This window comes from Acidovorax sp. GW821-FHT09B03, from assembly GCF_059418305.1.
The window spans coordinates 91,159-117,981 of record NZ_JBWKPP010000009.1 but is presented as its reverse complement, the minus strand read 5'-3'; the positions used below and the strand labels follow the sequence as shown (position 1 = coordinate 117,981).

30 protein-coding genes are annotated in these 26,823 nt (G+C 67.4%); 13 read left to right on the top strand and 17 right to left on the bottom strand.

The features are described from left to right. The first annotated feature begins 3 nt into the window (after nucleotides 1–3). From lpxK to adk, 4 genes are all read left to right on the top strand, one after another. Nucleotides 4–1,074 carry a tetraacyldisaccharide 4'-kinase gene (lpxK, locus tag AC07PA_RS17710; RefSeq protein WP_494607513.1) on the top strand — a complete coding sequence of 357 codons (1,071 nt, stop codon included), beginning with the start codon at nucleotides 4–6 and terminating at the stop codon, nucleotides 1,072–1,074. A gap of 39 nt (nucleotides 1,075–1,113) precedes the next feature. After that, nucleotides 1,114–1,296 carry a Trm112 family protein gene (locus AC07PA_RS17705; RefSeq protein ID WP_007858740.1) on the top strand — a complete coding sequence of 61 codons (183 nt, stop codon included), beginning with the start codon at nucleotides 1,114–1,116 and terminating at the stop codon, nucleotides 1,294–1,296. Then, entirely contained in the window at nucleotides 1,293–2,087 is a 795-nt protein-coding gene (gene kdsB, locus AC07PA_RS17700; protein WP_494607511.1) for a 3-deoxy-manno-octulosonate cytidylyltransferase, read from the top strand. The genes AC07PA_RS17705 and kdsB overlap by 4 nt, the downstream gene beginning before the upstream one ends. A gap of 320 nt (nucleotides 2,088–2,407) precedes the next feature. Next, the gene (gene adk, locus AC07PA_RS17695; RefSeq protein WP_007858743.1) at nucleotides 2,408–3,064 is read left to right on the top strand and encodes an adenylate kinase; all 657 of its coding nucleotides are present in this window, start codon (nucleotides 2,408–2,410) and stop codon (nucleotides 3,062–3,064) included. Nucleotides 3,065–3,154: 90 nt separating this feature from the next. Here adk and AC07PA_RS17690 read toward each other — a convergent pair whose 3' ends face one another. The 4 genes from AC07PA_RS17690 to AC07PA_RS17675 form a co-directional block, all read right to left on the bottom strand. Beyond that, nucleotides 3,155–3,649 (bottom strand): DUF3617 domain-containing protein, encoded by a 495-nt coding sequence (locus AC07PA_RS17690; RefSeq protein WP_007858745.1) that lies wholly within the window; start codon nucleotides 3,647–3,649, stop codon nucleotides 3,155–3,157. A gap of 120 nt (nucleotides 3,650–3,769) precedes the next feature. Next, nucleotides 3,770–4,240 (bottom strand): DUF6152 family protein, encoded by a 471-nt coding sequence (locus tag AC07PA_RS17685; protein WP_494607508.1) that lies wholly within the window; start codon nucleotides 4,238–4,240, stop codon nucleotides 3,770–3,772. A gap of 20 nt (nucleotides 4,241–4,260) precedes the next feature. Further along, complete coding sequence (locus tag AC07PA_RS17680) at nucleotides 4,261–4,680, bottom strand: hypothetical protein (protein ID WP_494607506.1); 420 nt, start codon at nucleotides 4,678–4,680, stop codon at nucleotides 4,261–4,263. Between the two features lie 38 nt (nucleotides 4,681–4,718). Further along, entirely contained in the window at nucleotides 4,719–5,672 is a 954-nt protein-coding gene (locus tag AC07PA_RS17675) for an asparaginase (protein ID WP_494607504.1), read from the bottom strand. 83 nt (nucleotides 5,673–5,755) lie between these two features. Between AC07PA_RS17675 and lexA the strand changes: the two genes are divergently transcribed. The 3 genes from lexA (at nucleotide 5,756) to AC07PA_RS17660 (ending at nucleotide 8,194) form a co-directional block, all read left to right on the top strand. Then, nucleotides 5,756–6,430 (top strand): transcriptional repressor LexA, encoded by a 675-nt coding sequence (lexA, locus tag AC07PA_RS17670; protein ID WP_007858753.1) that lies wholly within the window; start codon nucleotides 5,756–5,758, stop codon nucleotides 6,428–6,430. Between the two features lie 138 nt (nucleotides 6,431–6,568). Beyond that, nucleotides 6,569–6,970 (top strand): hypothetical protein, encoded by a 402-nt coding sequence (locus tag AC07PA_RS17665; protein ID WP_494607502.1) that lies wholly within the window; start codon nucleotides 6,569–6,571, stop codon nucleotides 6,968–6,970. A 216-nt stretch (nucleotides 6,971–7,186) separates the two neighbouring features. Continuing rightward, nucleotides 7,187–8,194, top strand: a complete 1,008-nt coding sequence (locus tag AC07PA_RS17660; RefSeq protein ID WP_007858757.1) for a D-2-hydroxyacid dehydrogenase family protein — start codon at nucleotides 7,187–7,189, stop codon at nucleotides 8,192–8,194. 126 nt (nucleotides 8,195–8,320) lie between these two features. Here AC07PA_RS17660 and AC07PA_RS17655 read toward each other — a convergent pair whose 3' ends face one another. The 4 genes from AC07PA_RS17655 to AC07PA_RS17640 all read right to left on the bottom strand — a co-directional run bounded on the left by AC07PA_RS17655 (nucleotide 8,321) and on the right by AC07PA_RS17640 (nucleotide 12,251). Next, nucleotides 8,321–9,451, bottom strand: coding sequence for a branched-chain amino acid ABC transporter substrate-binding protein (locus AC07PA_RS17655; protein WP_145696516.1), 1,131 nt, complete (start codon nucleotides 9,449–9,451; stop codon nucleotides 8,321–8,323). A 131-nt stretch (nucleotides 9,452–9,582) separates the two neighbouring features. Next, complete coding sequence (locus tag AC07PA_RS17650) at nucleotides 9,583–10,317, bottom strand: hypothetical protein (RefSeq protein WP_494607500.1); 735 nt, start codon at nucleotides 10,315–10,317, stop codon at nucleotides 9,583–9,585. After that, nucleotides 10,317–10,751 (bottom strand): DNA polymerase III subunit chi, encoded by a 435-nt coding sequence (locus AC07PA_RS17645; RefSeq protein WP_494607498.1) that lies wholly within the window; start codon nucleotides 10,749–10,751, stop codon nucleotides 10,317–10,319. The genes AC07PA_RS17650 and AC07PA_RS17645 overlap by 1 nt, the downstream gene beginning before the upstream one ends. 6 nt (nucleotides 10,752–10,757) lie before the next feature. Continuing rightward, the gene (locus AC07PA_RS17640) at nucleotides 10,758–12,251 is read right to left on the bottom strand and encodes a leucyl aminopeptidase (protein WP_494607496.1); all 1,494 of its coding nucleotides are present in this window, start codon (nucleotides 12,249–12,251) and stop codon (nucleotides 10,758–10,760) included. A 23-nt stretch (nucleotides 12,252–12,274) separates the two neighbouring features. Between AC07PA_RS17640 and lptF the strand changes: the two genes are divergently transcribed. The 6 genes from lptF to AC07PA_RS17610 all read left to right on the top strand — a co-directional run bounded on the left by lptF (nucleotide 12,275) and on the right by AC07PA_RS17610 (nucleotide 17,999). Next, nucleotides 12,275–13,369, top strand: a complete 1,095-nt coding sequence (gene lptF, locus AC07PA_RS17635; protein ID WP_007858763.1) for an LPS export ABC transporter permease LptF — start codon at nucleotides 12,275–12,277, stop codon at nucleotides 13,367–13,369. Next, nucleotides 13,366–14,472, top strand: coding sequence for an LPS export ABC transporter permease LptG (gene lptG / locus AC07PA_RS17630; protein WP_494607493.1), 1,107 nt, complete (start codon nucleotides 13,366–13,368; stop codon nucleotides 14,470–14,472). Before lptF ends, lptG begins: the two co-directional genes overlap by 4 nt. Before the next feature lie 8 nt (nucleotides 14,473–14,480). After that, nucleotides 14,481–14,855 carry a sirohydrochlorin chelatase gene (locus AC07PA_RS17625; RefSeq protein ID WP_494607491.1) on the top strand — a complete coding sequence of 125 codons (375 nt, stop codon included), beginning with the start codon at nucleotides 14,481–14,483 and terminating at the stop codon, nucleotides 14,853–14,855. A gap of 73 nt (nucleotides 14,856–14,928) precedes the next feature. Then, the gene (locus AC07PA_RS17620; protein WP_007858766.1) at nucleotides 14,929–15,870 is read left to right on the top strand and encodes a CysB family HTH-type transcriptional regulator; all 942 of its coding nucleotides are present in this window, start codon (nucleotides 14,929–14,931) and stop codon (nucleotides 15,868–15,870) included. Between the two features lie 12 nt (nucleotides 15,871–15,882). Beyond that, nucleotides 15,883–16,770 (top strand): class I SAM-dependent methyltransferase, encoded by an 888-nt coding sequence (locus tag AC07PA_RS17615; RefSeq protein WP_494607489.1) that lies wholly within the window; start codon nucleotides 15,883–15,885, stop codon nucleotides 16,768–16,770. Between the two features lie 56 nt (nucleotides 16,771–16,826). Further along, complete coding sequence (locus AC07PA_RS17610) at nucleotides 16,827–17,999, top strand: pyridoxal phosphate-dependent aminotransferase (protein ID WP_007858768.1); 1,173 nt, start codon at nucleotides 16,827–16,829, stop codon at nucleotides 17,997–17,999. 22 nt (nucleotides 18,000–18,021) lie between these two features. Here AC07PA_RS17610 and AC07PA_RS17605 read toward each other — a convergent pair whose 3' ends face one another. From AC07PA_RS17605 to purD, 9 genes are all read right to left on the bottom strand, one after another. Continuing rightward, the gene (locus tag AC07PA_RS17605; protein WP_494607486.1) at nucleotides 18,022–18,942 is read right to left on the bottom strand and encodes an SDR family oxidoreductase; all 921 of its coding nucleotides are present in this window, start codon (nucleotides 18,940–18,942) and stop codon (nucleotides 18,022–18,024) included. Between the two features lie 53 nt (nucleotides 18,943–18,995). Further along, on the bottom strand, nucleotides 18,996–19,871 hold the full coding sequence (locus AC07PA_RS17600) for an AraC family transcriptional regulator (RefSeq protein ID WP_494607484.1): 876 nt from the start codon (nucleotides 19,869–19,871) through the stop codon (nucleotides 18,996–18,998). Between the two features lie 81 nt (nucleotides 19,872–19,952). Continuing rightward, complete coding sequence (locus AC07PA_RS17595) at nucleotides 19,953–20,438, bottom strand: RidA family protein (RefSeq protein ID WP_494607482.1); 486 nt, start codon at nucleotides 20,436–20,438, stop codon at nucleotides 19,953–19,955. Between the two features lie 166 nt (nucleotides 20,439–20,604). Next, nucleotides 20,605–22,092 carry a ribonuclease G gene (rng, locus tag AC07PA_RS17590; protein ID WP_494607480.1) on the bottom strand — a complete coding sequence of 496 codons (1,488 nt, stop codon included), beginning with the start codon at nucleotides 22,090–22,092 and terminating at the stop codon, nucleotides 20,605–20,607. 28 nt (nucleotides 22,093–22,120) lie between these two features. After that, nucleotides 22,121–22,735: a Maf family protein gene (locus tag AC07PA_RS17585; protein ID WP_007858781.1), complete on the bottom strand. Its 615-nt coding sequence runs from the start codon at nucleotides 22,733–22,735 to the stop codon at nucleotides 22,121–22,123. A 91-nt stretch (nucleotides 22,736–22,826) separates the two neighbouring features. Continuing rightward, nucleotides 22,827–23,294 (bottom strand): 23S rRNA (pseudouridine(1915)-N(3))-methyltransferase RlmH, encoded by a 468-nt coding sequence (gene rlmH / locus AC07PA_RS17580; protein ID WP_322592278.1) that lies wholly within the window; start codon nucleotides 23,292–23,294, stop codon nucleotides 22,827–22,829. 56 nt (nucleotides 23,295–23,350) lie between these two features. Then, nucleotides 23,351–24,175, bottom strand: a complete 825-nt coding sequence (gene rsfS, locus AC07PA_RS17575) for a ribosome silencing factor (RefSeq protein WP_494607478.1) — start codon at nucleotides 24,173–24,175, stop codon at nucleotides 23,351–23,353. 182 nt (nucleotides 24,176–24,357) lie between these two features. Further along, the gene (hemF, locus tag AC07PA_RS17570) at nucleotides 24,358–25,317 is read right to left on the bottom strand and encodes an oxygen-dependent coproporphyrinogen oxidase (RefSeq protein WP_494607476.1); all 960 of its coding nucleotides are present in this window, start codon (nucleotides 25,315–25,317) and stop codon (nucleotides 24,358–24,360) included. 199 nt (nucleotides 25,318–25,516) lie between these two features. Then, on the bottom strand, nucleotides 25,517–26,797 hold the full coding sequence (gene purD, locus AC07PA_RS17565) for a phosphoribosylamine--glycine ligase (RefSeq protein ID WP_035205688.1): 1,281 nt from the start codon (nucleotides 26,795–26,797) through the stop codon (nucleotides 25,517–25,519). Nucleotides 26,798–26,823: the final 26 nt, after the last annotated feature.

Here is a 26,823-nt window from a genome sequence, read left to right as displayed (position 1 = left end):
GACATGGCTGCCCCAGGGCCGCAGCCGCCCTCTTCTGCCGGTCTGGCAAGGGCCTGGCAATCCCGGGGCCTTGCTGCCTGGGCCCTGTGGCCCGTCTCCCTGCCCTACGGTGCCCTGGTGCGGCTGCGCCGGGCCCTGTACCGCAATGGCACGCTGCGCTCCGAACACCCCGGGCGCCCGACCATCGTGGTGGGCAATGTGATTGCCGGCGGCGCCGGCAAGACCCCCGTGGTGATGGCCCTGGTGGAGCACCTCAAGGCCCGGGGACTCAGGCCCGGGGTCGTCTCGCGCGGCTATGGCCGCAGCACCACCGACTGCCGCGAGGTGCTGGCCGACAGCCCGGCCAACGAGGTCGGCGACGAACCCGCCCTGATCGCGCGCAACTGCGGCGTGCCGGTCTTCGTGGACCGCCAGCGCACCAGCGCGGCACGGGCGCTGCTGGCCCGCCATCCAGGCATCGACGTGATCATCTGCGACGACGGCCTGCAGCACCTGGCACTGCAGCGCGACCTGGAGGTCTGCGTCTTCAACGACCAGGGGGTGGGCAACGGCTTTCTGCTGCCCGCAGGGCCGCTGCGCGAGCCCTGGCCGCGCAAGGTGGACTGGGTGCTGCATCCCGACACCGCGACGCCCCCGGCCGGCACAGCACCCACGTTTGCATTGCAGCGCGGCCTGGCCAACCATGCCGTGCGCGCCGATGGCAGCAGCGTGCCGCTGCCATCGCTGCGCGGCCAACCCGTGCATGCCCTGGCGGCGATTGCCCGGCCCGAAGACTTCTTCGGCATGCTGCGGGCCCAGGGGCTGACCCTGGCGCGCACCAGCGCCCTGCCCGACCACCACGACTTCACCGGCTTCACCGACCCGAGCGATGGGGCAGCACCGGGCACGCAACTGCCACTGCTGTGCACGGCCAAGGATGCCGTGAAGCTCTGGAGCCTGCGCCCCGATGCGCTGGCCGTACCGCTGGAAGTGCGTGTGGACCCGGGCTTTTTCGCAGCCCTCGACGCCCGGCTGGCTATTTTGCTGGGCGCCGCCTCGCTATCATCGCCCCCTGCCCGCCCATCGGGTGATTGATTGACTGACTGAACCAACGTTTGCCGGAAAGCTGCCGCCATGGACCCCAAACTGCTTGAACTGCTGGTCTGCCCCGTCACCAAGGGCCCGCTGACCTTTGACCGCGAGCACCAGGAACTGGTCTCGCGCAGCGCGCGCCTGGCCTACCCGGTGCGCGACGGCATCCCCGTGCTGCTCGAAAACGAGGCGCGCACGCTGACCGACGAAGAAGTCGAGGCATGAGCGCGGTGGTGCCCGCATCCGCACCCTTCACGGTCGTGATCCCGGCGCGCATGGCATCGAGCCGGCTGCCGGACAAACCCCTGGCCGACATCGCCGGCCTGCCCATGGTGGTGCGCGTGGCCCAGCGCGCGGCGCTGAGCGGCGCGGCACGCGTGGTGGTGGCAGCCGATGACCCGCGCGTGCTGCAGGCCTGCCAGGCGCATGGCGTGCCCGCCATCCTGACGCGCACCGACCACGCCAGCGGCAGCGACCGGCTGGCCGAGGCCTGCGAGCAACTGGGCCTGGCGGGCGACGACATCGTGGTCAATGTGCAGGGCGACGAACCGCTGATGGACGCGAGCCTCATCGACGCCGTGGCGGCCCTGTTGCCAGCGCGGCCGGAGGCCAGCATGGGCACGGCTGCGCACACCATCCACACCCTGGCCGACTACGAAAACCCGAACGTGGTGAAGGTGGTGCTCGATGCCCGCGGCCTGGCGCACTACTTCAGCCGCGCCCCCATTCCGTGGGCACGCGACCATGCGGGCACGGCTTGGTGGGAAAGCGCAACGGGCGCGGTGCCGGCAGGCTTCGCGCCGCTGCGCCACATCGGCATCTACAGCTACCGTGCAGGCTTTCTGCGCGCCTTTCCCACGCTGCCCCAGGCGCCCACCGAGGTCATGGAAGCACTGGAGCAGTTGCGTGCGCTGTGGCACGGCCACCGCATTGCCGTGCATGTCACGGACACGGCACCCGGCCCCGGCGTGGACACCCCGCAGGACCTGGAGCGCGTGCGCGCCCTGCTGGCCTGACGCCAAAGGGGCTGCAAGGCGGTTGAGCGCACTGATCTGGTGCAGCCGTGCCCCATCCTACGCATTTATACGCACGTCATATCGCGCGTGTAAGCCAGTGCAAGGCGGTCACATGCTATCCTCGAAGCAACGAGAGCATTGCATCCCGGGCCCCACAAGCGCCTGCGCGAGCACTGACGTAGCAGCACACCACCCCGCAGCCCCTGCCCATCCGTGGAGCACTGCGGTCTTTTTTTGCTGCCACGGCGGTGACCTCTGCGCCGGCGCGCGATCCGCCCCCGCCAGCAGTGCCAGCCGATTTCTAACCTTCGAGGACCTTCATGAGACTGATTCTGTTGGGCGCGCCCGGCGCCGGAAAGGGCACGCAAGCCACGTTCATCTGCCAGAAGTACGGCATTCCGCAGATCTCCACCGGAGACATGCTGCGCGCTGCCGTGAAGGCCGGCACGCCGCTGGGCTTGCAGGCCGATGCGATCATGAAGTCGGGCGCCCTGGTCAGCGACGACCTGATCATCAACCTCGTCAAGGAACGCATTGCCCAGCCCGACTGCGCCAAGGGCTTCCTGTTCGATGGCTTCCCACGCACCATTCCCCAGGCCGACGCGATGAAGGCCGCAGGCGTGAAGCTTGACTACGTGCTGGAGATCGATGTGCCCTTCGAGGCCATCATCGAACGCATGAGCGGCCGCCGCTCGCACCCCGCCAGCGGCCGCACCTACCACGTCAAGTTCAACCCACCCAAGGTGGAAGGCAAGGACGACGTGACCGGTGAAGACCTGATCCAGCGCGACGACGACAAGGAAGAAACCGTCAAGAAGCGCCTGCAGGTCTACAGCGACCAGACCCGCCCCCTGGTGGATTACTACAGCCAGTGGGCCAAGGCAGAACCGGCAGCCGCCCCCCAGTACCGCGCCATCAGCGGCATGGGCAGCGTGGACGACATCACCCAGCGCGCCTTCGCGGCCCTGGCCAGCTGATTTTTCGGCTGCGGCCACACCAACAACAAAGCCGGGCATGCCCGGCTTTGTTGTTTCTGCACGCCTTGGAGGCGCTGCCTGCCGCGCAGCTTACTTGGTCTTCGGGGCAGGAGGAATGGGCATGTTGGGCATGGTCATGGAGCCGGGCTTCTGGCCGGCGGCACAGGGGCCGAGGTAACGGGCCTCCATCACGGTGTTGTCGCTGGCCTTGCCCATGAGCGGCGGGTTGAACGTGCTTTTGACCTCGACCTTGTAGGCGCTGGAATAGTCGCCCGAGCTCACCGACTGCGAGGTCACCGTGGTCGAACCGATCTTGCAGACCGCATCTGCAGTGATGGTGTTGCCACTGCGCTTGATGTCGTTCTTGCTGCACATGGTCTTGGACTGCTCCAGGGCCGTCTTCTGCATCTGGGCCTCGAAGGCCTCATCCGTGCACTGCTGCATCACGGTGGGCGGCGTGCCTGGGCTGGATGTGGCCTTGATCTCCCACAGCCCCGCCTTGCGCTTGGGCATGTCCTGGGATTGCGCAGGCAGGGCTGCCAATGCCACGGCTGCGGCCACGAGAGAGAGGGAAACGAAACGCATGGGACAACTCCTGCAAAGTGATGCGCCGGATGATAGTTGCGCTCCCGCGCAGAACCAATGGCGCGGCTAAAAGCTGTGCAACCAAACGTGCACTAATCGACGCGCGCGCCGCTTCTGGCCTCAGGCAGGACTGGAGCGCAGGCCGTAGGCCTTGCCATCGACGAACAGGTACTCAGCGCGCAGCACCGGGTCGCCCTTTTCCTCGCGCAGCGTGAAGCCCAGCAGCGACACCGCCGCGCCCGGCTTGATCTCGGCCACCTGCCAGGCCTGCATGCGGGTCAGCGGCGCCAGCTCGATCTCCCACATCCGGTCCTTGCGCGTAGGCAGAACGGCACGGGCCAGCAGGGCCTTGCCATCGACCGGGGCCGTCTGGGCTGGCACGGCCCGCTGCGCCAGGTTGGGCGGCAACACCAGGTTGGCGGGCAGCTCCAGCTCCAGCTCGGCATGCGGGTTCTGCCAGCGCACCTTGCGCACCGTGCCTTCGAGGTAGATGGGTCGGTCGGCATCGAAGCTGCTCCAGCCGTGGTGGGCATGGGCTGCCAGGGGAAGAACACTGGCCGCAGCGAGAATCTGGCGACGTTGCAAAGGCATGGAAATTCTCCTTTCGAAGGTCAGAGGTACGCTATCCAGCGACCGCAAGCCACGATGGCCAGCCAGATCAGCGTGGACAGCAGCATCTGCGCCCGCGCCAGGCCATCGAGCCGCGTGAGCGAACCGCGCCCATGAAACCACGCCGCGTTGCAGCCGGCAAGCATCAACAACAGCATCTTCAGGGTGAAGGCCCGGTTGGCGAGCAATTCCTGGGGCTGCGTGGCAAACATCACCAGGCCCGACAGGGCCGCCATGCCAAAGCCGCACAGTGCCAGCGACAGGCTCAGTCGCGCCAGGTCCCGGGGCGGCAGCGCGGCACCCCAGCCAAACACCCGCAGCTCCAGCAGCACCAGGTTGCCCAGCAGCAGTGCAATGCCCACGATGTGCACCACCTCCAGTGCCGGATAGGCCCAAACATGGGATCGGAGGGCGGTGAACATGCGGTGCTTCCTGGCGTTGTGGGTTGGCTCAGGCCCTCTTAGCCCAGCAGATCGAGCACCAGGCTGATGCGGGCCTTCACGGGGGACAGGCCGGGCGCGGCCACGAGGGCATTGCCTGGCGTTGGCAGCAACTGCCCCTCGGGGCAGCGCGTGGCGCGCACCACGCGCACACCCACGGCCTGGGCCCGCAGCAACGCGGCCTCCAGCGCGTGGTGCAGGGTGCCGTTGCCGGTGCAGGCAACGACCAGACCCTGGACGCCATCGCGCACCAGCGCGTCCACCGCACGACCGCTGGCGCCTGCATGGCTGACCACCAGTTCCACCCAGGGCCAGGGTGCGTCGGCGGTCTGGTTCTGCATGGCCGCAAGACCCTTGCCTTGCGAGACGGCGGGCCAGCCGTGCACCAGGCGCACGGCGCCCTCTTCCACCCAGCCCAGCGGCCCGGCATCACCGGAGCTGAACGGGTCGACCCGGTAGGGGTGCACCTTCTGCACGCGCTGCGCGCCATGGATGGCGCCGGCAGCCACCACCACCACGCCCTGCGCACCGGCGCTGGCCGCCACCGCCACGGCGTCGAGCAGGTTCTGCGGGCCATCGGGCACCAGCGCGGTCGAGGGGCGCATGGCGCAGGTCAGCACCACGGGCTTGGTCGCATCCAGCACGGAGTGCAGGAACCAGGCTGTCTCTTCGATCGTGTCGGTGCCATGGGTGATGACGACGCCGCGCACGGCGGGGTCGGCCAGGCACTCGGCGCAGCGCAGCGCCAGGGCCCGCCACACGCCATGCTCCATGTCCTTGCTATCGATCTGGGCCACCTGCTCGACCACCAGCGGACCACCGGCCAGCGCCTGGAGCCCTGGAACGGCCGCCAGCAGCTCGCCCACCCCCACCTGCGCGGCCGTGTAGCCGATGTTGTCCCCCGCCTGCGAAGCGGTGCCGGCAATGGTGCCGCCCGTACCCAGAACCACAATTTTTTGCGCACTCACTTGCATACTCCGAAAAACTGGTGAAAAATACAGCTACTGGATTAAAAAACAGTTATTTGCCACTGTACCGGCACACACTGGAAACCACCATGCTCGACAACCCCAAGCTCACGGCCCGCCAGCAACAGATTCTGGACCTGATCCAGACCGCCATTGCGCGCACCGGCGCCCCCCCTACCCGCGCCGAGATCGCGACCGAGCTGGGCTTCAAGTCCGCCAATGCGGCAGAAGAGCACCTGCAGGCCCTGGCTCGCAAGGGCGTGATCGAGCTGGTCAGCGGCACCTCGCGGGGCATCCGCCTGCGCGGCGAGACAGTGCGCTCCATCAACGCAGCGCGCGGCACCCAGTTCAGCCTGCCCATTCCCGGCCTGTCGCAGCTGATGCTGCCGCTGATCGGCCGGGTCGCAGCAGGCTCGCCCATTCTCGCGCAGGAGCATGTCGATCAGACCTACAGCGTGGAAAACAGCCTGTTCCAGCACAAGCCTGATTACCTGCTCAAGGTGCGCGGCATGTCCATGCGCGACGCCGGCATCATGGACGGCGACCTGCTGGCCGTGCAGTCCACGCGCGAGGCGCGCAATGGCCAGATCATCGTGGCCCGGCTGGGCGACGACGTCACCGTCAAGCGCCTGCGCCGCACGGCCACCGGCATCGAGCTGCTGCCCGAGAACCCGGACTACCCCGTGATCACCGTGCAGCCCGGCGAGGCCTTCGAGATCGAAGGCCTGGCAGTCGGCCTGATCCGCAACACCATGCTCATGTAGTTGCCGTCGCGCTGCCCAGGTGGCGGGCGTTTGACGGGCGGGGTGCCGGGTATCGGGCACCGCCGCTGGTCAGCCCTGGGCGGCGCCATGTTCCTTGCAATCCTGCCTGTGTTCACCACCGACCTTCGGAGTCTTCACATGGGAATTGCTTCTTTGACCTTCTCGGCCTTCTCCCACCCGCTGCATGCGCTGACACGCTGGCTGCAGCCCATCGCCCTGCAGGGCGGGCACGACAGCGCTGCGGCACGGCTGCGCACCTGCAAGGCGCCAGTGCCCGCCCATGCGGCACCCGCATGGCCTACCACGGCCCGCATGCCACGCGACGAGATCGCACTGCCGGCCACGGGCACGCGCAGCCTGCACCCTGCCCCCGGCGCCGACCCCCTGTGCAACCATGTCCAGGCACGCCGCGTGGTGCGCGTGCTGCGCACGGCCGCCTCGGGCGCCGATGCCGGGCGCCTCGTGATCTCGGGCCGCATGGCCGATGTCTGCGCGGAGCTGGACCGCATGGCCGCGCGCGAGGCGCTGCTGCAACACTGAGCACGCGGCCTGCGGGCTGGCGCGGGGACACGGCCACCATGGCCTGCAACGCCCGGCCGTCGACTGCGCAGAGCCCGCCGCAACGGCCGCGGGCACCCGCATTGCGCATGCACCCAGGCCGTCGAGGCATGTGGCATTCACGCAGCGTTGCAAATGCTGTACGCCCGACGGGGCTTGGGGCACAAAGACTGCGGCCCGCCAAGGCACAATGTCGGGATGAACATCGTGATCCTCGACGACTACCAGGACGCAGTGCGCAAGCTCCATTGCGCCACCCGGCTCGACGCTTACACCGCCAAGGTCTACACCAACACCGTCAAGGGCCTGGGCCAGCTGTCGATACGGCTCAAGGACGCCGACATCATCGTGCTGGTGCGCGAGCGCACCCAGATCACCCGCCAGTTGGTCGAAAAGCTGCCGCGCCTCAAGCTCATTGCCCAGACCGGCAAGATCGGCAACCACATCGACGTGGCAGCCTGCACCGAGCGCGGCATTGCCGTGGCCGAGGGCGTCGGTTCACCCGTGGCACCGGCCGAACTCACCTGGGCACTGGTGATGGCCGCCACGCGCCGACTGCCGCAGTACATCTCCAACCTCAAGCATGGAGCTTGGCAGCAGTCGGGCCTCAAGACCGCGTCCATGCCGCCCAATTTCGGGCTGGGCACGGTGCTGCGCGGCAAGACGCTGGGTATCTGGGGCTATGGCCGCATCGGCCAGCTCGTGGCCGGCTATGGCCGCGCCTTCGGCATGAACGTGCGCGTCTGGGGCCGCGAGGCATCGCGCGCCCAGGCCCTGACCGATGGCTACCAGGCCGCCACCACGCGCGAGGAGTTCTTCTCGCAATGCGACGTGATCTCGGTGCACCTGCGCCTGAACGACGAGACGCGCGGCATCATCTCGCTCGAAGACCTGTCGTGCATGAAGCCCACCTCGCTGTTCGTGAACACCTCGCGCGCCGAACTGGTCGAGTCCGATGCCCTGATCGCCGCCTTGAACCGGGGCCGCCCCGGCATGGCAGCCGTGGACGTATTCGAGAGCGAGCCCATCCTGCAGGGCCATGCCCTGCTGCGCCTGGAGAACTGCATCTGCACGCCGCACATCGGCTATGTGGAGCAGGACAGCTACGAGCTCTACTTTGGTGCGGCCTTCGACAACGTGGTGAACTTCATCAAGGGCACGCCGACCAACATCGTGAATCCAGGTTCTCTGCAGGTGCGCCGCTAACGCACCTTGCTCCAGCCAACGCAGGCTGCCATCGGAGGCACCAGCGAAAAAGGCTTCCCGAGGGAAGCCTTTTTTGATCCTGGGACACCACCCGAAAGCGATGTCCCCGGAAAGCAGACCCAGAACTTAGTTCAGAGGGGTCTTCTTGCCTTCCTTGTAGTTGTACAAGGTGATGGCAGGGTTCTTCATTTCGCCGTTGGGTTCGAAGGCGATCGTCGAGGTCACGCCCTTGAAGCTGGACTTGAGCAGCTCGGGGGTGTAGACCTTGGGGTCGACCGAGTTGGCGCGCTTCATGGCGTCCACGATCAGGAACGTGGCGTCGTAGGTGTAGGGGCTGTACACCTGGAACTGGTTGGGGTACTTGGCGTCGTACTTGGCCTTCCAGGCCGTGCCGCCAGGCATCTTGGCCAGCGATGCGCCGCCTTCGGCGCAGATCACGTTGGCCAGGGTCTTGGCGCCGGCAGCCAGCTTGGCGATTTCGGCCGTGCAGATGCCGTCACCACCGAAGTACTTCACGTTGCCCATGCCCAGCTGTTCCATCTGGCGCAGCATCGGGCCACCTTGGGGGTCCATGCCGCCGTAGAAGATGGCGTCGGGGTTCTTGGCCTTGATGGCGGTCAGGATGGCCATGAAGTCCGTGGCCTTGTCGGTCGTGAACTGCTCATCCACCACCTTCATGCCCTTGGCGGAGGCGGTCTTCTTGAACACGTCGGCAACGCCCTGGCCGTAAGCGGTACGGTCGTCGATGATGGCGACCGACTTGAGCTTCAGCGTGTCCACGGCGTAGGCAGCCAGGCCAGCGCCCAGGGCGTTGTCGTTGGCGATGATGCGGAACGTGGTCTTGTAGCCTGGCTTGGTCAGGTTGGGGTTCGTGGCCGCGCCGGTCACGTGGGGGATGCCGCAGTCGTTGTAGACCTTGGAAGCGGGGATGGTGGTACCGGAGTTGAGGTGACCGACCACGCCAGCAACCTTGGCGTCGCACAGCTTCTGTGCAGCAGCCGTGCCCTGCTTCGGATCCGCAGCGTCGTCTTCAGCCTGCAGCTCGAACTTGATCTTCTTGCCGCCGATCGTCACGCCTTGTGCGTTCAGCTCTTCAATGGCCATGCGGGCGCCATTTTCGTTGTCCTTGCCGTAGTGGGCTTGGGCGCCGGAAACCGGAGCCACGTGGCCGATCTTGACCACCTGCTCTTGTGCAGAGGCCACACCAGCAGCAGCCGCGATAGCAGCAACCACGGTCAGTTTCAACTTCAATTGCATATCAATCTCCAGTAAAGATAAACGCTGAGAAATGTTCTTGTGTCTCAACGCAGGCGAACATATCGCAATTTACGGGCCAGATCATTAGGGAACACGATTAAATGTGGGAGAAACCACAGGGGAATACCCTGTCATCCCTTGGTGGGCGTGGGCTGGCCGCCGGCAAGCTCATCGGCCACGGCCTCGTACACCGCGTGGCGAACCACGGATTCGATTTCTTCACGCAGGCGCGGAAGCACTGAACGCGTCTGCTCCTGCACCACAGTGGCGATGGCATCGCGCAGGCGCTGGTCCAGTGCCACGTCCACCCGCTGCATGACCCGGTGCACCATGTACTCCTCCATGCCCTCTGGCAGTGCACGCGCGGCCGCCGGCTGCCCCACATTCGGCACGGCAGGTGCAGCTGCCGCGGCGGGCACGCCAAGCGGTGCCGCAACAGGCCCAGGCGCAGCGACCAAAGGCCTGGCAGGCACGGAAGCGGCAGGTACTGCAGGCGCGGGAGCCGGCGTGGCGACAGGAGCGACCACGGGTGCAGCAACCACGGGTGCCGGGGGGGCAACTGCTGCCGCTGCAATCTGCGCGCGCCGCAATGCCAGGGCCTCCAGTGCACGGCCGGCCGCCTGCGCCACCGGCGAAGACGCTGCGGGAGTGGCGGCGGCAGGCGGGCGCGCCGGAGCGCTCTGCGGCGCGGCGCCGCGGCTGGCAACGGGGCCATCCGGGGCCGCTGCAGTAAGCGGGCGCGCAGGCGCCGCCGAAGGCACTGGCGGCTTGGCCACCAGCGGCACGGGCATGGCACCCGGCGCCTGCACCACTTCAGTGAGCGTGGGTACGAAACGGGGCGGCGTACGGGGCGGCGTGGTCGCCATCAAGCGCCTTTCAGCACCAGATCGTGGCGCACGATGGCGTAGCCGCGCGAAGCGTAGTGGCGCCAGCGGTTGCGCGCCTGCCCCCGGTCTTCCTCGTCATGGGCGCTGACCACTTCGATCAGCTTTTCGAAGCGCCCGAAACCTTCAGGCACCTCGGCGCCCAGGTTCAACAGCACCTCGTGGTGCGGAGCACCCTGCACATCGGACGTGAGCAGCACCGGCGAAGCCAGGCGCAGCTCCTCGTCGGCCGCTTCGGTGCAGTGGGCGACGAAATCCTGCGGCGCCATGCTCCACATCTGCCGGTCCAGGGCAGTCAGCACATGGGCCGGACCGGCGATCACCAGGCGGGCATCGCTGCGCAGCACCTTGCGCGCAAACCGGCAGGCGTAGGCCACCTTGTCCGGCGCGTTGAAATGGAAGGCGACCTCGGTCATCGGGGCTCAGGCGGCCTTGGCGCGCGCACGCTTGGCGGCGGGCTTGGGAGCCTCGGTCGCTTGCGCCTCGCGGTCCAGCAGGTACTGCACCAGCAGGCCGACCGGGCGGCCGGTGGAGCCCTTGGCAGCCCCGCCCTTCCAGGCGGTACCGGCGATGTCCAGATGCGCCCAGGGCATGTCGCCCACGAACTTCTGCAGGAACTTGGCGGCCGAGATGGCACCGCCCGCGCGGCCTGCCACGTTGCCCATGTCGGCAAAGTTGCTCTTGAGGCCGTCGGCATAGTCGTCGTCCAGCGGCATGCGCCAGCACGGGTCCTGCGCCGCCTCACCCGCCGCCTGCAGCGCCTGGGCCAGGCCTTCGTTGTTGCTGAACAGGCCGCTGCGCACACCACCCAGTGCGATCACGCAGGCACCCGTGAGCGTGGCGATGTCCACCACCGCCGCCGGCTTGAAGCGCGCGGCATAGGTCAGCGCATCGCACAGCACCAGCCGGCCTTCGGCGTCGGTGTTGAGCACTTCGATGGTCTGGCCGCTCATGCTGGTCACCACATCGCCGGGCTTCACGGCACGGCCGTCGGGCATGTTCTCGCAGGCGGGGATCAGGCCCACCACGTTGATGGCCGGCTGCAGCTCGCCCAGGGCACGGAACACGCCCAGCACGCTGGCGGCGCCGCACATGTCGAATTTCATCTCGTCCATCTCGGCCGCAGGTTTGATGGAGATGCCGCCGGTATCGAAGGTGATGCCCTTGCCGACCAGCACCACGGGAGCCTGGTCCTTGGCACCGCCGCTGTAGCGCAGCTCGATGAAGCGCAGCGGCTCTTCCGACCCCTTGGCCACGGCCATGAAGGAACCCATGCCCAGGCGTTCGACCTCGGCCGGGCCATGCACCTTGCACTGGATGCGCGGCTGCTTGGCCAGCGTCTTGGCGGCATTGGCCAGCAGGGTGGGCGTGGCATGGTTGGCGGGGCGGTTGCCCCACTCGCGGGCAAACTCCACCCCTTCGACGAGGGCCACGCCCTGGTAGAAGGCCACGCGCACCTCGGAGGGGTCGGGCACGCCCACCACCAGGCGGGAGAGGCTGCGCGCCTCGGCCTTGGGCTTGGTCGTGGTGTAGACATAGCTGGCATCGGCCACGGCCTGCACCGCGGCGCACACCGCGTCGGCCTGGGCGCTGCCGGCAAAGCACAGCACCACGCGCTTGGTCTGGGGTGCCTTCAACGCGCCCGCAGCAGCGCCCAGGGCCTGGCGCACGGAACGGGCCGCGCCATCGCCCACGCCCAGCAGCAGCACGCGGCGCGCTGCCACGGCAGGCACCTGGTACAGCGGCAGGCTCTTGCCGGGCTTGGCGGAAAAATCGCCTTGCTTGAGCGCCAGGGCCGCCAGCGTGGACAGGGCATCGCGCCCGGGCTTGAAGCCCTCCGGAACCAACACGACCAGCAGGTCGCATTTTTCCAAAGCAGCTGCCGGCAACTCAAGGGTCTTCAGATCAAAGTTCATAATCGGTGTTTTCCTCAGAGCCAATGTTATTCGATTCATCCATCCGCAAGGAGCTGGCGCGCAGCTTCGGGGCCACACTGGTGGTGCTGGTCACCGTGGTGATGACCATGATGCTCATCCGCACGCTGGGCCAGGCCTCGCGCGGCAGCGTGAGCCCGTCCGACGTGATGCTGGTCATGGGCTTCACCGTGCTGGGCCAGCTGTCCACCATTTTGACGCTGAGCCTGTTCGTCGCCGTGGTCAGCACGCTTTCGCGCATGTACCGCGACAGCGAGATGGTGATCTGGTTCGCCAGCGGTCGCGGCCTGACCAGCCTGCTGCGCCCGCTGCTGCGTTTTGCCTGGCCGTCCATGCTGGTGATCTCCGTGCTCTCGCTGCTGGTATGGCCCTGGGCCAACACCCAGATCCAGGAGCTCAAGACCCGTTACGAGCAGCGCAGCGACATCGACCGCATCGCCCCCGGTGAGTTCCAGGAGTCGGCCAACGGCAGCCGGGTGTTCTTCATCGACAAGGACAGCCCCGACAATCTGGCCGGCAACAACATCTTCATCGCCACCAACGTGGCCAAGAAGGAAACGGTCACCTCCGCGCGCAGCGCCCGGCTGGAAACCAAGGACGGCGAGCGCATCGCCACGCTGGTCCAGGGCCAGCGGCTGGAAACCGAGCACGACAAGCCCGGCCTCAAGATCAGCGAGTTCGAGGAATACACCACCCGCATCGGCTCGGCCCCCGCCGGCTCCGCCGAGGAGCTGTCGGTCAAGACCCGTGCCACCCATGAGCTGCTGATGCAGCCCCTGCCCGCCTACCGGGCCGAGCTGGGCTGGCGCATCGGCCTGGCCCTGGCGGCGCTGAACTTCGTGGTCCTGGGCCTGGCCGTGGCCACGGTCAACCCGCGTGCCGGGCGCAGCACCAGCCTGGTGTTCGCGCTCTTCGCCTTCATCGTCTACTACAACCTCATGACCCTGGGCACCAGCTGGGTCGGCGCCGGGCGCCTGGGCCTTGGCAGCTTCATGCTCATGCTGCACGGCGGCACCCTGGCCTTCTCGCTGCTGGTGCTGACCGCACGCCACAACAACTGGAGCCTGCGCCGCCTGTGGCAGCGCCGGAGCCCCACATGAAAACCATCCGCCGCCTGATCCACCGCGAGGCCTTCTTCGCGGTGGCTTACGTCACCATCGGCTTCCTGGCCCTGTTCTTCTTCTTCGACCTGGTCGATGAACTGCGCTGGGTGGGCCGCACCGGACCCCAGGGCTACCAGCTCTCGCACGCCATGCTGTTCGTGGTGCTCAGCATCCCGAGCCACCTGTACGAATTGCTGCCCATCACGGTGCTGATCGGCACCATTTTCGTGATGGCGCGCCTGGCGCAGAGCTCCGAATTCACCATCATGCGCACCAGCGGCATGGGGCCCTGGCGCGCCATGCGCACCCTGCTCACACTGGGCGGGTTCTTCGTGGTGCTGACCTTTGCCGTGGGCGACTACATCGCACCCCTGAGCGACAAGGCCGCGCAACTCATCAAGGTGCGCCACCTGGGGCGCCTCACCTCGGGTGCCACCGGCGCGTGGCTCAAGGAACGCCAGAACGACCACTCCTACGCAGTCAATGTGCGCGCCCTCACGCCCGATGGCGGCATGCTTGACATCCGCATCTTCGAATTCAACGCCAAGGGCCTGCTCGCCTCGCAGATCCGCGCCGCATCGGGGCGCTTCGGCGACGGCGGTGCCTGGGAGCTCACCGGCGTGCAGCGCAGCAGCTTTTTGCAGCGCGGCGAAGACCAGGCGCGAGTGGACCGGCTGGACGTGCCCGCACTGCAATGGCCCACCCGCATCAGCGCCGACATGGTGGCGGCCTCGCTGCTCAAGCCCGACCGCATGGCCACGGTGGACCTGTTCCAGTACATCCGCCACCTGGACAGCAACGGCCAGTCGGCCCAGCGCTACGAGATCGAGTTCTGGCGCAAGGTGTTCTACCCCCTGTCCTGCCTGGTGATGGTGGTGCTGGCCCTGCCCTTTGCCTACCTGCATTTCCGCTCGGGCGGCATCGCCGGCTATGTGTTCGGCGGCGTCATGGCCGGCATCAGCTTCTTCCTGCTCAACAACGTGTTCGGCTACGCCGGCAACCTGCAGAACTGGTCGCCCTGGCTCACGGCGGCGGCGCCGGGGTTGATCTACTCACTGTTATCCCTGGGCGCCTTCAGTTGGCTGGTACTCAGACGCTAGCCTCGGACATGACCGACCACGCCATCGTCCTGTTCGCCCACGGCTCGCGTGACCCCCTGTGGCGTGCGCCCATGGAGGCCGTGGCTGCGCGCATCGCAGCGCAGCACCCTGGGCGGCCCGTGGCCTGCGCCTACCTGGAGCTGTGCGCCCCCGCCCTGCCCGAGGCCGTGGCGCAACTGGTAGCCCAGGGTGCCCGGCAGGTCACCGTGGTGCCCATGTTCCTGGGCACCGGCAAGCATGCGCGCGAGGACTTGCCCGTGCTGGTGCAGCAATTGCGCACCGCCCACACGGGCGTGCAGTTCAACGTGCAGACGGCCATTGGCGAGGATCCGCGCATGACCGCACTCATGGCGGAAATCGCCTGCGAGCCGCCTCCGAGCTGAGTTTTTGCAACCTCGCCGCATATCTCTTAGATGCTTGCAGCATAATGATGCAATTCTTTAGGCGATATCAGATATGAATCTGCACCAATTCCGCTTTGTCCAGGAGGCCGCGCGGCGCGGCCTGAACCTGACCGAAGCCGCCAAGGCACTGCACACCTCGCAGCCGGGCGTCTCCAAGGCCATCATCGAGCTGGAAGAAGAGCTGGGCGTTGACATCTTCGCGCGCCACGGCAAGCGCCTCAAGCGCATCACCGAGCCCGGCCAGCATGTGCTCAAGAGCATCGAGGTCATCATGCGCGAGGTGGGCAACCTCAAGCGCATCGGCGAACAGTTCAGCGCCCAGGACAACGGCACGCTGAGCATCGCCACCACCCACACCCAGGCCCGCTATGTGCTGCCCGTGCCCGTGGCACGCCTGCGCGAGGCCTACCCCAAGGTCAACATCAGCCTGCACCAGGCCACACCCGACCAGGTGGCGCGCATGGTAATCGACGAGGTGGCCGAGATCGGCATGGCCACCGAGTCCCTGGCCGACTACCCCGAGCTCGTCACCCTGCCCTGCTACGAGTGGGAGCACGTGCTGGTGCTGCCGCCCGGCCACCCGCTGGCGCAAAAGGAACGCATTGGCCTCGATGACATCGCGCACGAGGCGCTCATCACCTACCACCCCTCGTTCACCGGCCGCGGCAAGATCGACCACGCCTTTGCCGCGCGCCGTCTGCAGCCGCGCATCGCGCTCGAGGCCATCGACTCGGACGTGATCAAGACCTATGTGCGCCTGGGCCTGGGCATCGGCATCGTGGCCGAGATGGCCATGCGCGACGACCCCGTGGGCGACCTGGTGGTGCGCCCCGTGGGCCACCTGTTCGGCCAGAGCGTGGCGCGCGTGGCCTTCAAGCGCGGAGCCTACCTGCGCAATTTCGTGTACAAATTCGCAGAACTGCTGAGCGACCGCCTGAGCCGCGAGTTGATTGCCCGCGCGATGAGTGGCCATGTGAACGACTACGAACTCTGATGGTGAGGCACCATGGATGCTATTTCTTCGGCAGCACCGCCTTGTGTCTGCTGTGGCCAGGCTCTGCGCGCCGGACTCGAGAAATGGCACCAGGTGTGCGCCCTGTGCGGCTACGAGTCCGCGCAGCTCGCGCCAGCGATCAACCAGGCCGCATCGCACCAGAAGGTCGATGAAGCCCGGCGCGACACCGGCCTCAAGAGCCTGCGCGAGCTCAACTTCCGCCAACTGCTGGACCGCATCGGCCAGCACGTCGCCCCTGCGGGTAGCCGCTTGCTGGACGTGGGTGCGGCCCATGGCTGGTTCGTGAAGGCCGCAGCAGGCCGGGGATTCAGCGCCCTGGGCCTGGAGCCGGACCGTGCCGTCTGCGAGCAGGCGCAGCGTACCGGTGCGCTGGTGCGCGAGGGCTTCTTTCCCGATGTGCTCGCCGAGGGCGAGCAGTTCGAGGTGATCGTCTTCAACGACGTGTTCGAGCACATTCCGCATTCCGACACCCTGCTGGCCCAGTGCATGGCACGGCTGGCCCCAGGGGGCCTGCTGGTGCTGAACCTGCCTTCCAGCCGCGGCATCTTCTACCGCACCAGCAAACTGCTGCACCGCTTCGGCGCGGGTGCCTTCTTCGACCGGCTCTGGCAAAAAGACATGCCCTCGCCGCACCTGCACTACTTCCATGCCCGCAACCTCACCCAGTTGAGTGCACGGCACGGCCTCACCCTGGTCGACTCGGCCCACCTGGCAAGCATCCACCTGGGCGGCCTGTACGCACGCATTGCCTATGTGAAGTCGGGCCTGCGCTGGCTGGCACCGTTGATCTGGCTGTCCATCGTGGCGGCCTACCCGCTGGTACGCTGGGGCGCGCCGAGCGACATCGACGTGGTGATCTTCCGCAAAGGGGCCACGTAGGTCCTGTTTCCTTACCCCCTCCATTCCCTGTTTTTCTTCTCTTTTCATTCCTTCCAATGACCCTCGCGACCGACACCGCACGCACCCCTGCCCTTGCCAGCAAGCTGCCCCAGGTGGGCACCACCATCTTCACCGTGATGTCGGCGCTGGCCGCCGAGCACAACGCAGTGAACCTGGGCCAGGGTTTTCCGGACTTCGCCTGCGACCCGGCGCTGGTCGATGCCGTCACCGCCGCCATGCAGGCCGGCCACAACCAGTACCCGCCCATGACCGGCGTGCCCGCACTGCGCGAGGCCGTGTCGGCCAAGATCGAGGCCCTGCATGGCCGCCGCTACGACCCGGCGAGCGAGATCACCATCACCGCGGGCGCCACGCAGGCCATCATCACCGCCATCCTGGCCATCGTGCACCCGGGCGATGAAGTCATCGTGCTCGACCCCTGCTACGACAGCTACGTGCCCAACATCGAGCTGGCCGGCGGCCGCGCGGTGCGCGTGCCGCTCACGCCCGGCACGTTCCGGCCCGACTTCGGCAAGATCAGCGCCGCCATCACGCCACGCACGCGTGCCATCCTTATCAACACCCCGCACAACCCCAGCGCCACCGTCTGGAGCGCCGAGGACATGCAGGCCTTGCAGGACCTGCTCGCCCCCACCGACATCCTGCTGATCAGCGACGAGGTCTACGAGCACATGGTGTTCGACGGCGGCCAGCACCAGAGTGCTGCGCGCTTTGCGGGCCTTGCGGCGCGCGCCTTCATCGTCTCGAGCTTCGGCAAGACCTTCCACGTCACGGGCTGGAAGGTGGGCACGGTGGCCGCGCCCGCCGCGCTGACGGCCGAGTTCCGCAAGGTGCACCAGTTCAACGTGTTCACGGTGAACACCCCCGTGCAGTACGGCCTGGCCACCTACCTCAAGGACCCCGCCCCCTACCTGCAGCTGCCCGCCTTCTACCAGGCCAAGCGCGACCTGTTCCGCGAAGGCCTGGCCGGCTCGCGCCTGAAGCTCTTGCCCAGCACGGGCAGCTACTTCCAGTGCGTGGACATCTCGGCCGTGAGCGATCTCAATGAATCGGACTTCTGCCAGTGGCTCACGCGCGAGATCGGCGTGGCCGCGATTCCGCTGTCGGCCTTCTACGGCGACGGCTTCGACCAGCGCGTGGTGCGTTTCTGCTTCGCCAAGAAGGACGACACCCTGCGCGCTGCATTGGAGCGGCTGCGCAAGCTGTGACCTGTGGGCGGCCTGCGAGCCGTCATCGGTAGCCCGCCACATCCACCGGCTTGCCCGCCCGCTCCTCGGCCAGCATGTGGCCCCAGGCATCGGGCTGGCTGCCATCGAGGTCCGTGAAGCCATAGACCCGCGCCAGCTGCCCGCTGGACAAGGACTGCCCATTCCAGCGCGCCACCGCGGGGTCCTGCGCCAGGGCCACCACGGCGCGGCCCACATAAGCAGGGCTTTCGGCCACCGCAAAGCCCGGCACCCGGGTGATCGCATCGCGCCAGGTGGCCTCGGTGACGCCAAAGGCCTCCAGCATGGCCTCCGAGCGCAGCCAGCCAGGCGACAGCGACACGGCGGTGGCGCCGTGCGGCGCGAGCTCGTGCCCAAGCGCAAAGCCCATGCGCAGCACCGCGGCCTTGGCGATGTCGTAGAAAAAGGAGTTGCGGTAGCGCGTGCCGTTGTATTCGGCCGTGCCGTCATTGACCTCCACCACCAGCCCGCCGGGTGACTTCAGCAGCAGCGGAAGCGCGAAATGGCTGGTGATGGCATGCGTGTCCACCGCCAGGCGCAGGGTGCGCAGGCCATAGTCCAGGTCGGACTCCCACACGGTCTTGCTCCATTCGACGTGCGTGGCGCCGAAGATGTCGTTTACCAGCAGGTGCAATGCGCCCTGCTCGCGTTCGATGCGTGCCACCAGGGCGCGCACCTCATCCTGCACCAGGTGGTCCACCCGCACCGCAATGCCCTGGCCACCGGCCTGGTCCACGAGCGCCGCGGTCTCCTCGATGGTCTCGGGCCGGTCCATCTCGGAGCGCTGCGCGCCCGATGAGCGGCCGGTCACGTAGACCGTGGCCCCTGCCGCGCCGAGTTGCACTGCAATGCCACGACCGGCACCCCGGGTGGCTCCCGCCACGAGGGCGACTTTTCCCCTCAGGGAGTTGTGTGTCGGGTTCATGCGGTGCGTTCTCCTTTTCTTTCGATGGATGCCACGGTACCGACGGCAGCGGTCTATGTCTTGGAAGAAAGCGAAACGCCGCGCTGCAGGAACTCGGTGGGCGAGAGCCCGCAGAGCACGCGGAACTCGTTGGCCAGGTGCGCCTGGTCGTAGAAACCGCCATCGGCTGCCAGAGCGGCCCACGGCGGCGCAGAGGGACCGCCGCGCAGCGCGCGCAGGCAGGCATGCAGGCGCGCAAGCCGACCCCAGGCCTTGGGCGACATGCCCACCTCGGCACGGAAGATCTGCTGCAGGCGCCGCTCGCCCACCCCCACGGCACGGGCCACCTCCCAGGGGTGCATCCGGCCTGCCGATGCCGTCAGCAAGGCGGCGGCCTGCGCAGCGCAGGGGTTTGCAGGCATGGTGCCGCGCGCAAGGCGTTGCGCCAGCGCGGCCTGCAGCACGGCCACCCGTGCCTCATCGTCCGGCTGCTCGGCCATGCGCTCGCGCAATTCGGCAAAGTCCCTGCCCCACAGCGCCTCCAGCGGCACCGCCATGCCCTGCAGTTCCCCGGCCGGCAACCCGAGCAAGGCCGATGCGGCGCCGGGGTGCAGCGCGATCGAGATGCTGTGCATGCGGCTGCCACCGCGCCAACGCAGCAGCACGGGTGCCGTGGCGGCACCGATGGCCACGCTGCCCTGGGACTCACCCGCCGGGCCTGCTGGCGTGCCATCCTCCAGATGGACCACTAGGCGCACGGCCCCATCGGGCAGCACGCGCTCGGCCACCCCGGCACCCTCGGCAAAGGTTTCGCGGTACCGCAGGATCTGGCAGACATGGGGCGCCAGGCGCGCGCCCACCGAAAAGGCGCGCAGCGTATCGGCAGGCACGGTGCTTTCCGGCCCGTGCACGGTGTCGCCATCGAGGCGAAGAAAGAGGCGCTCGGTCATAGGGGATGCGGCAGATAGCGCATCCTAATTCACTGCACGTCGGCCAGACCACCCGCACAGGCCGCGCCGAGAGGGCCGGCCTCAGCCGTAGAGCGCCACTTCCCCTTCGATCTCCACCGGGATGTTGAACGGCAGCGCCGCCATGCCCACCGCACTGCGCGTGTGCATGCCGCGATCGTCGCCATACAGCTCCAGGATGAGGTGCGAAAAACCGTTGATGACCGCGGGCTGGGCCGCAAAGTCGGGCGTGCAGTTCACCATGCCGAAGACGCGAGTCCAGGCCGAGATCCGGTCCAGGTCGCCGAGCGCCCTCTTCAGGCTTCCCAGGACCGACAGCGCCACCCTGCGCGCCTGCTCATAACCCTGCTCGACGGTCAAATCCTGACCCAGCTTGCCCAGCGGCTCGGCAATCGAACCATCGTCGTTCAACGGCCCATGGCCGGAGAACAGCACCCGCGTCCCCTGAATCTGCACGAAGGCGAACGGCAAGCTGACGCCCGGCGGAGGCTGGATCTGCGCCGGCAGGCAAAGCCCGAGTTGCGCGAGGCGTTGTTCGATCAGTGCCATGGGCGGTACTCCGGGTGAATGCAGACAGACATCGCCATCTCCTTGAAGGCAGGGGAAGGCCACTACCGGCGGCAGACCTGCCAGCATGCCTGCACAAGCAGGCAAGCCGGCCCGAGGTCAAGAGGCGAGAACGAATGCCGCCCTGCACTGGCGCCAGCGTGCATCCTCACAGCAGCACGATGTCGTACTGCTCCTGCCCCATCGCGCTTTCGGACTGCAGCGAGATCGGCTTGCGGATGAAGTCCGACAGGCCCGCCAGGTGCTGGCTTTCCTCGTCGAGGAACAGCTCCACCACGCGTGCCGAGGCGACCACACGGAACTCGCGCGGGTTGAACTGGCGTGCCTCGCGCAGGATCTCGCGCAGGATGTCGTAGCAGACGCTGCGCGCGGTCTTCACGCTGCCCTTGCCCTGGCAGGCCTCGCAGGGCTCGCACAGCATGTGGGCCAGGGATTCGCGCGTGCGCTTGCGCGTCATCTCCACCAGGCCCAGCTGCGAGAAGCCGCCGGCCATGGTCTTCACGCGGTCGCGCGCCAGCTGCTTCTTGAATTCGGAGAGCACGGCCTCCTGGTGGCCGCCCTGCACCATGTCGATGAAGTCCACGATGATGATGCCGCCCAGGTTGCGCAGGCGCAGCTGGCGGGCGATGGCCTGGGCGGCCTCCAGGTTGGTCTTGAAGATGGTGTCGTCGAAATTGCGCGCCCCCACGTAGCCGCCGGTGTTCACATCGATGGTGGTGAGCGCCTCGGTCTGGTCCACGATCAGGTAGCCGCCCGATTTCAGGTCCACGCGCCGGCCCAGGGCCTTGGCGACTTCCTCGTCGATGGAGTAGAGGTCGAAGATGGGGCGCTCGCCCTTGTAGTGCTGCAGCTTGGGCGCCGCGGCCGGCATGAATTCCTGCCCGAAGGCGCGCAGGCGCTGGAACTGCTCCAGCGAATCGAGGCGGATGGTCTGCGTGTGGTCGCCCACCAGGTCGCGCAGCACGCGCTGCAGCAGGTCCAGGTCCTGGTGCAGCAGCGACATGGGCGGCAGCTTGAGCGATGCCTCCTTGATGCGTGCCCAGGTCTTGCGCAGGTAGGCGATGTCCTCGGCCAGCTCGGCGTCGGTTGAATCCTCGCCATTGGTGCGCAGGATGAAGCCGCCGCCACCGCCCGTGGACTTGTCGCCCACCAGGGCCTGCAGGCGCGCGCGCAGCGCATCGCGCTCGGCCGAGGGGATCTTCTGCGACACGCCGACATGGTCGTCCTGCGGCAGAAACACCAGCAGGCGTCCGGCGATGCTGATCTGCGTGGACAGGCGCGCACCCTTGGTGCCGATGGGGTCCTTGATGACCTGCACCATGAGCGACTGGCCTTCGAACACCTGCTTTTCGATGGGCACCTGCGGCTCGCCCTTGCGCGCGAAGGCGGGCGGCTCGCCGTCGGGCTGGCGCTGCCAGACGTCGGCCACGTGCAGGAAGGCCGCACGCTCCAGACCGATGTCGATGAAAGCCGACTGCATGCCCGGCAGCACGCGTGAGACCTTTCCCAGGTAGACGTTGCCCACCAGGCCGCGCTCCAGCGTGCGCTCGATGTGCAGTTCCTGCACGGCGCCGTGCTCGACGATGGCGACGCGTGTCTCCTGCGGCGACCAGTTGATGAGGATGTCTTGTTGCATGGTCGTCAGCGGTTTTTGTGTTGGTTCTTCAGACGGGGAAGCCGGCAGCGCGCAGCAGCTGCGCCGTTTCGTACATGGGCAGCCCCATGATGCCCGAATAGCTGCCGCTCAGTTGGGGAATGAAGGCCGCCGCGCGGCCCTGCACGCCATAGGCACCGGCCTTGCCCAGCGGCTCGCCGGTGGCCACGTAGTCATCGACCTGTTGCGGCGTGAGCGCCGCGAAGGTCACGCGCGACACCGACAGCGCCGCCACGCGGCGCGTGCCCATCTGCAGCGCCACGGCCGTGAGCACGCGGTGCGTGCGGCCCGCCAGCTCGGCCAGCATGCGCGCGGCGTGCGCGGCATCATCGGGCTTGCCGTAGATGGCGCGGCCCAGGGCCACCGTGGTGTCGGAGCACAGGATGGGCGCCTCGGGCAGGCCCCGGCGTGCGCGGCGCGCCATGGCGGCGTCGAGCTTGAGGCCGGTCACGCGCTGCACATAGGCCGTCGGCACCTCGCCGGGGCGCACTTCCTCGATGGCCTCGGCGTCCTCGCCCATGTCGCCGTCCACATTGGGTACCAGCAGTTCATGGCGCACGCCGAGCTGGTCGAGCAATTGGCGGCGGCGGGGGCTTTGGGAGGCGAGGTAGATGAAGTCCGGCATGGTGGGATCAAGGATAACCAAGAAAGAGTGATCGATCCGGCCCCGCCTACCTCCTTTGCAGCGCAGGCGCGCAGCAAATCACGCCGGGCCGCTACTCGCGGTGGTACGGATGGCCGGCGTTCACCGACCAGGCGCGGTACAGCTGCTCGATGAGCAGCACCCGCACCATGGCGTGCGGCAGGGTCAGGTCGGACAGGCGGATGCGCTCGTGCGCCGCCTGGCGAAAGGCCGGGTCGAGCCCGTCGGGCCCGCCGATGACCAGGGCCACGTCGTCCCCGCCCAATTGCCAGCCCTTGAGCCGCTCGGCCAGTGCCTTGGTGGTGAGGTTGGTGCCGCGCTCGTCGAGGGCCACCACGCGGGTGCCGCGGGGGATGGCGGCCTCGATGCGCTCACGCTCGGCGGCGTACAGCGTCTCCAGCGTCTTGGAGCCGCGCGGCTCGGTCTTCACCGCCTTGAGCTCGACCTTGATCTCAAACGGGAAGCGCTTGGCATAGTCGTCGTAGGCGGTCTGCGCCCAGTCGGGCACACGCTGGCCCACGGCCACGATCAGCAGTTTCATGGCAATTCAGGCGCCAGGAGATTGCGGGAGACGGGCCGGAACCCGCCTGCATCGACTCACTTGCGGCCCGGTGCCCTTTTGGCGGGGGCCTTGGCGGCTGGCCGCGCACCACCGCGCGAAGCGGGTTTGGCGGCCTCGGCATTGGCCTTGCTGCGCGGCACGGATGGCTTGACCACGATGGTCTTGACCGGGGCCTTGGTGGCGGCGGGCTTCTTGGCTGCAGGGCTGGTCTTCACGGCGGACTTGGCCGGTGCGGCCTTGGAGGCCGTGCCGGTCTTCGCCGGGGCGCGGCTCGGTGCCTTTGCGGGGGCCTTGGCTGCCGGCTTGGCCGCAGACTTGGCGGCGGGGCGGGCAGACGACTTGGCAGGTGCTGCCGCCTTCTTGGCCGCGGGGCGGGCCGAGGTACCACTCTTGGCGGCCGATTTGGCATCGGACTTCGCAGCCTTCTGCGCCGACTTCTTCTCGGCCAGCTCGGTGGCTGCCGAGGATGCCGGCTTGGCCGCACCCAGCTTCATGCGCACGGGCACCTCGCCCCAGAGTTCTTCCAGGCGGTAGTACTGGCGGATGGCGGGCTGCATGATGTGGGCCACGGCCGCACCGCAGTCCACGATGATCCACTCACCGTTGTCTTCGCCTTCGATGCGGGGCTTGGAAAACCCGGCTTCCTTCACCGCGTCGCGCACGCTGGCGGCCAGCGCCTTGGTCTGGCGGTTGGAAGTACCCGATGCCACGATGACCCGTTCAAACAGCGGCGAGAGATGCTCGGTGTTGAAGACCTGGATGTCTTGCGCCTTGACGTCTTCCAGGCCATCGACGATGGCGCGCTGGAGTTTGGTGACGTCTTTCTTGGCGGCGGTTTCCGATTTGGTGGATGTGGTCATCAGGCGGTGATTTATGAGGAATGGAATCAATATAGCGCGCAACCGGGCGTGCAGCCAGTGGGCTGGGCCTCGGGTGTTGCGCGGTGGCGCTCAGGCGGTAAAGGGTGTTGGAACCCTTCGCTGCTGGCGCCAAAAGCGCGGGCAGCTATTGAAATTATAGCTTTTTGCGAACAGCGGCCGTTTCAGACGGTATCCGCAAGCCAGTCGCGCCGCACCAGGAAGCGCTCGGCCAGCGCTGCTTCAGGCGAACCGGCGCCCTCCTGGCGCTGGTAGGACCAGGACACCAGCGGCGGCATGGACAGCAGGATGGACTCGGTGCGCCCTCCCGATTGCAGGCCGAAATGCGTGCCCCGGTCCCACACCAGGTTGAACTCGACATAGCGGCCGCGGCGGTAGAGCTGAAAGTCGCGCTCGCGCTCGCCATGGGGCATGCCCTGGCGCTTCTCGACGATGGGCAGGTAGGCGGACAGGAAGGCATCGCCCACCGACTGCGTCATGGCCAGGCTCTGCTCGAAGCCCAACTCGGAGAAGTCGTCGAAGAACACGCCACCCACGCCGCGCTGCTCATTGCGGTGCTTGAGAAAGAAGTATTCATCGCACCACTGCTTGAAGCGCGGGTATTTGTCATCGCCAAAGGGCGCGAGCGCATCGCGGCAGCTGCGGTGAAAATGCACCGCATCCTCCTCGAAGCCGTAGTACGGCGTGAGGTCCATGCCCCCGCCGAACCAGCAGGTCGGGTGCTGCCCGGGGTGGCCTGCGGCGATCATGCGCACGTTCATGTGTACCGTGGGCACATAGGGATTGCGCGGGTGGAACACCAGCGACACGCCCATGGCCTCGAACGGCGCACCCGCCAGCTCGGGCCGGTGCTGGGTGGCCGATGGCGGCAGCAGCGGCCCGCGCACATGCGAGAAACCGCAGCCTGCGCGCTCGAACACGCGGCCGCCCTCGAGGATGCGCGTCACGCCATCGCCCTGCAGGGTCTCGCCGGGCTCCTTGCGCCAGGCATCGGCCAGGAAGCGGGCCCCGCCCTCGCCTTCCACCGCCTCCAGCGCATCGGTGATGCGCAACTGCAGTCCCTGCAGGTAGCTGCGCACCCGCGCCACCGTGTCGGCGGCATTCAGAGGGAGATCCGTGGGCATCAACCCAGATCCGGCAGTCATATGCATGGGTGTGCGCTCAGAAGGTGTGAAGGGACCCGGCGTGTCCGAGCAGGCCGCCAAAACGCGTGCGATCTAGGCGCAAAGCACAGCCATAGCTCGGGCTATGGCGAGCATTTGCAACGACGAGCGCGCGTGTTTTGGCGGCATGAGCGGGCATGGCGGGTTCGTTCACACCTTCTTAGGCCTTGACGGCGCGAAAGCCGATGTCGCGGCGGTACTGGGCGCCGTCGAACTGGATGCCCCGCGCCACATCGTAGGCGCGCTGCTGCGCCTGCTTGACGCTGTCGGCCAGCACCGTCACGCACAGCACGCGGCCACCCGTCACGCTGACCACACCATCCTTGAGGGCCGTGCCCGCATGGAAGGCCACGGCATCGTCCGCATCGGCCGGCAGGCCGGTGATCACGTCGCCCTTGCGCGGGTTCTCGGGGTAGCCGTGGGCAGCCATCACCACGCCCAGCGCGGTGCGGCGGTCCCACTGCAGCTCGATCTGGTCGAGCTTGCCGTCCACGCCGGCGCCCAGCACGTCGGCCAGGTCGCTTTTCAGGCGCATCAGGATGGGCTGGGTCTCGGGGTCGCCCATGCGGCAGTTGAACTCGAGCGTCTTGGGCTGGCCCTTGGCGTCGATCATCAGGCCCGCGTACAGGAAGCCGGTGTAGGGAATGCCGTCCTTTTCCATGCCGCGGATGGTCGGCAGGATGATCTCGCGCATGGCGCGGGCATGCACGTCGGCCGTGACCACGGGCGCGGGCGAATAGGCGCCCATGCCACCGGTGTTGGGGCCTTCGTCGCCGTCCTTGAGGCGCTTGTGGTCCTGGCTGGTGGCCAGGGCCAGCACGTTCTTGCCATCGCACAGCACGATGAAGGAGGCTTCCTCGCCTTCGAGGAAGGCCTCGATCACCACCCGGGCACCGCCTTCGTTGTGGGTCACGCCGTACTTGTTGTCCACCAGCATGAAATCGACGGCATCGTGCGCCTCTTTCAGCGTCATGGCCACGACCACGCCCTTGCCGGCTGCCAGGCCGTCGGCCTTGATCACGATGGGCGCGCCCAGGCGGTCCACGAAGGCGTGGGCTGCCACCGGGTCGGTGAAGGTGTCGTAGTCCGCCGTGGGGATGCCGTGGCGGCGCATAAAGGCCTTGGAGAAGGCCTTGGAGCTTTCGAGCTGCGCGGCCGCCTGCGTGGGGCCGAACACGCGCAGGCCGTGCGCGCGGAATTCATCGACCACGCCAGCGGCCAGCGGGGCCTCGGGGCCCACGACGGCCAGGGCGATCTTCTCGGCCTGCGCCCAGATGCGCAGTTCGCGCACGTCGGTGATGGCCACGTTCTCCAGCTTGGAGTTCAAGGCCGTGCCCCCGTTGCCGGGCGCCACATACACCTTCGTGACCTTGGGAGACTGGCTCAGTTTCCAGGCCATTGCGTGTTCACGGCCGCCGCCACCAATTACAAGAACCTTCATACTGGCCTATTAGAACCTGTCTCCAG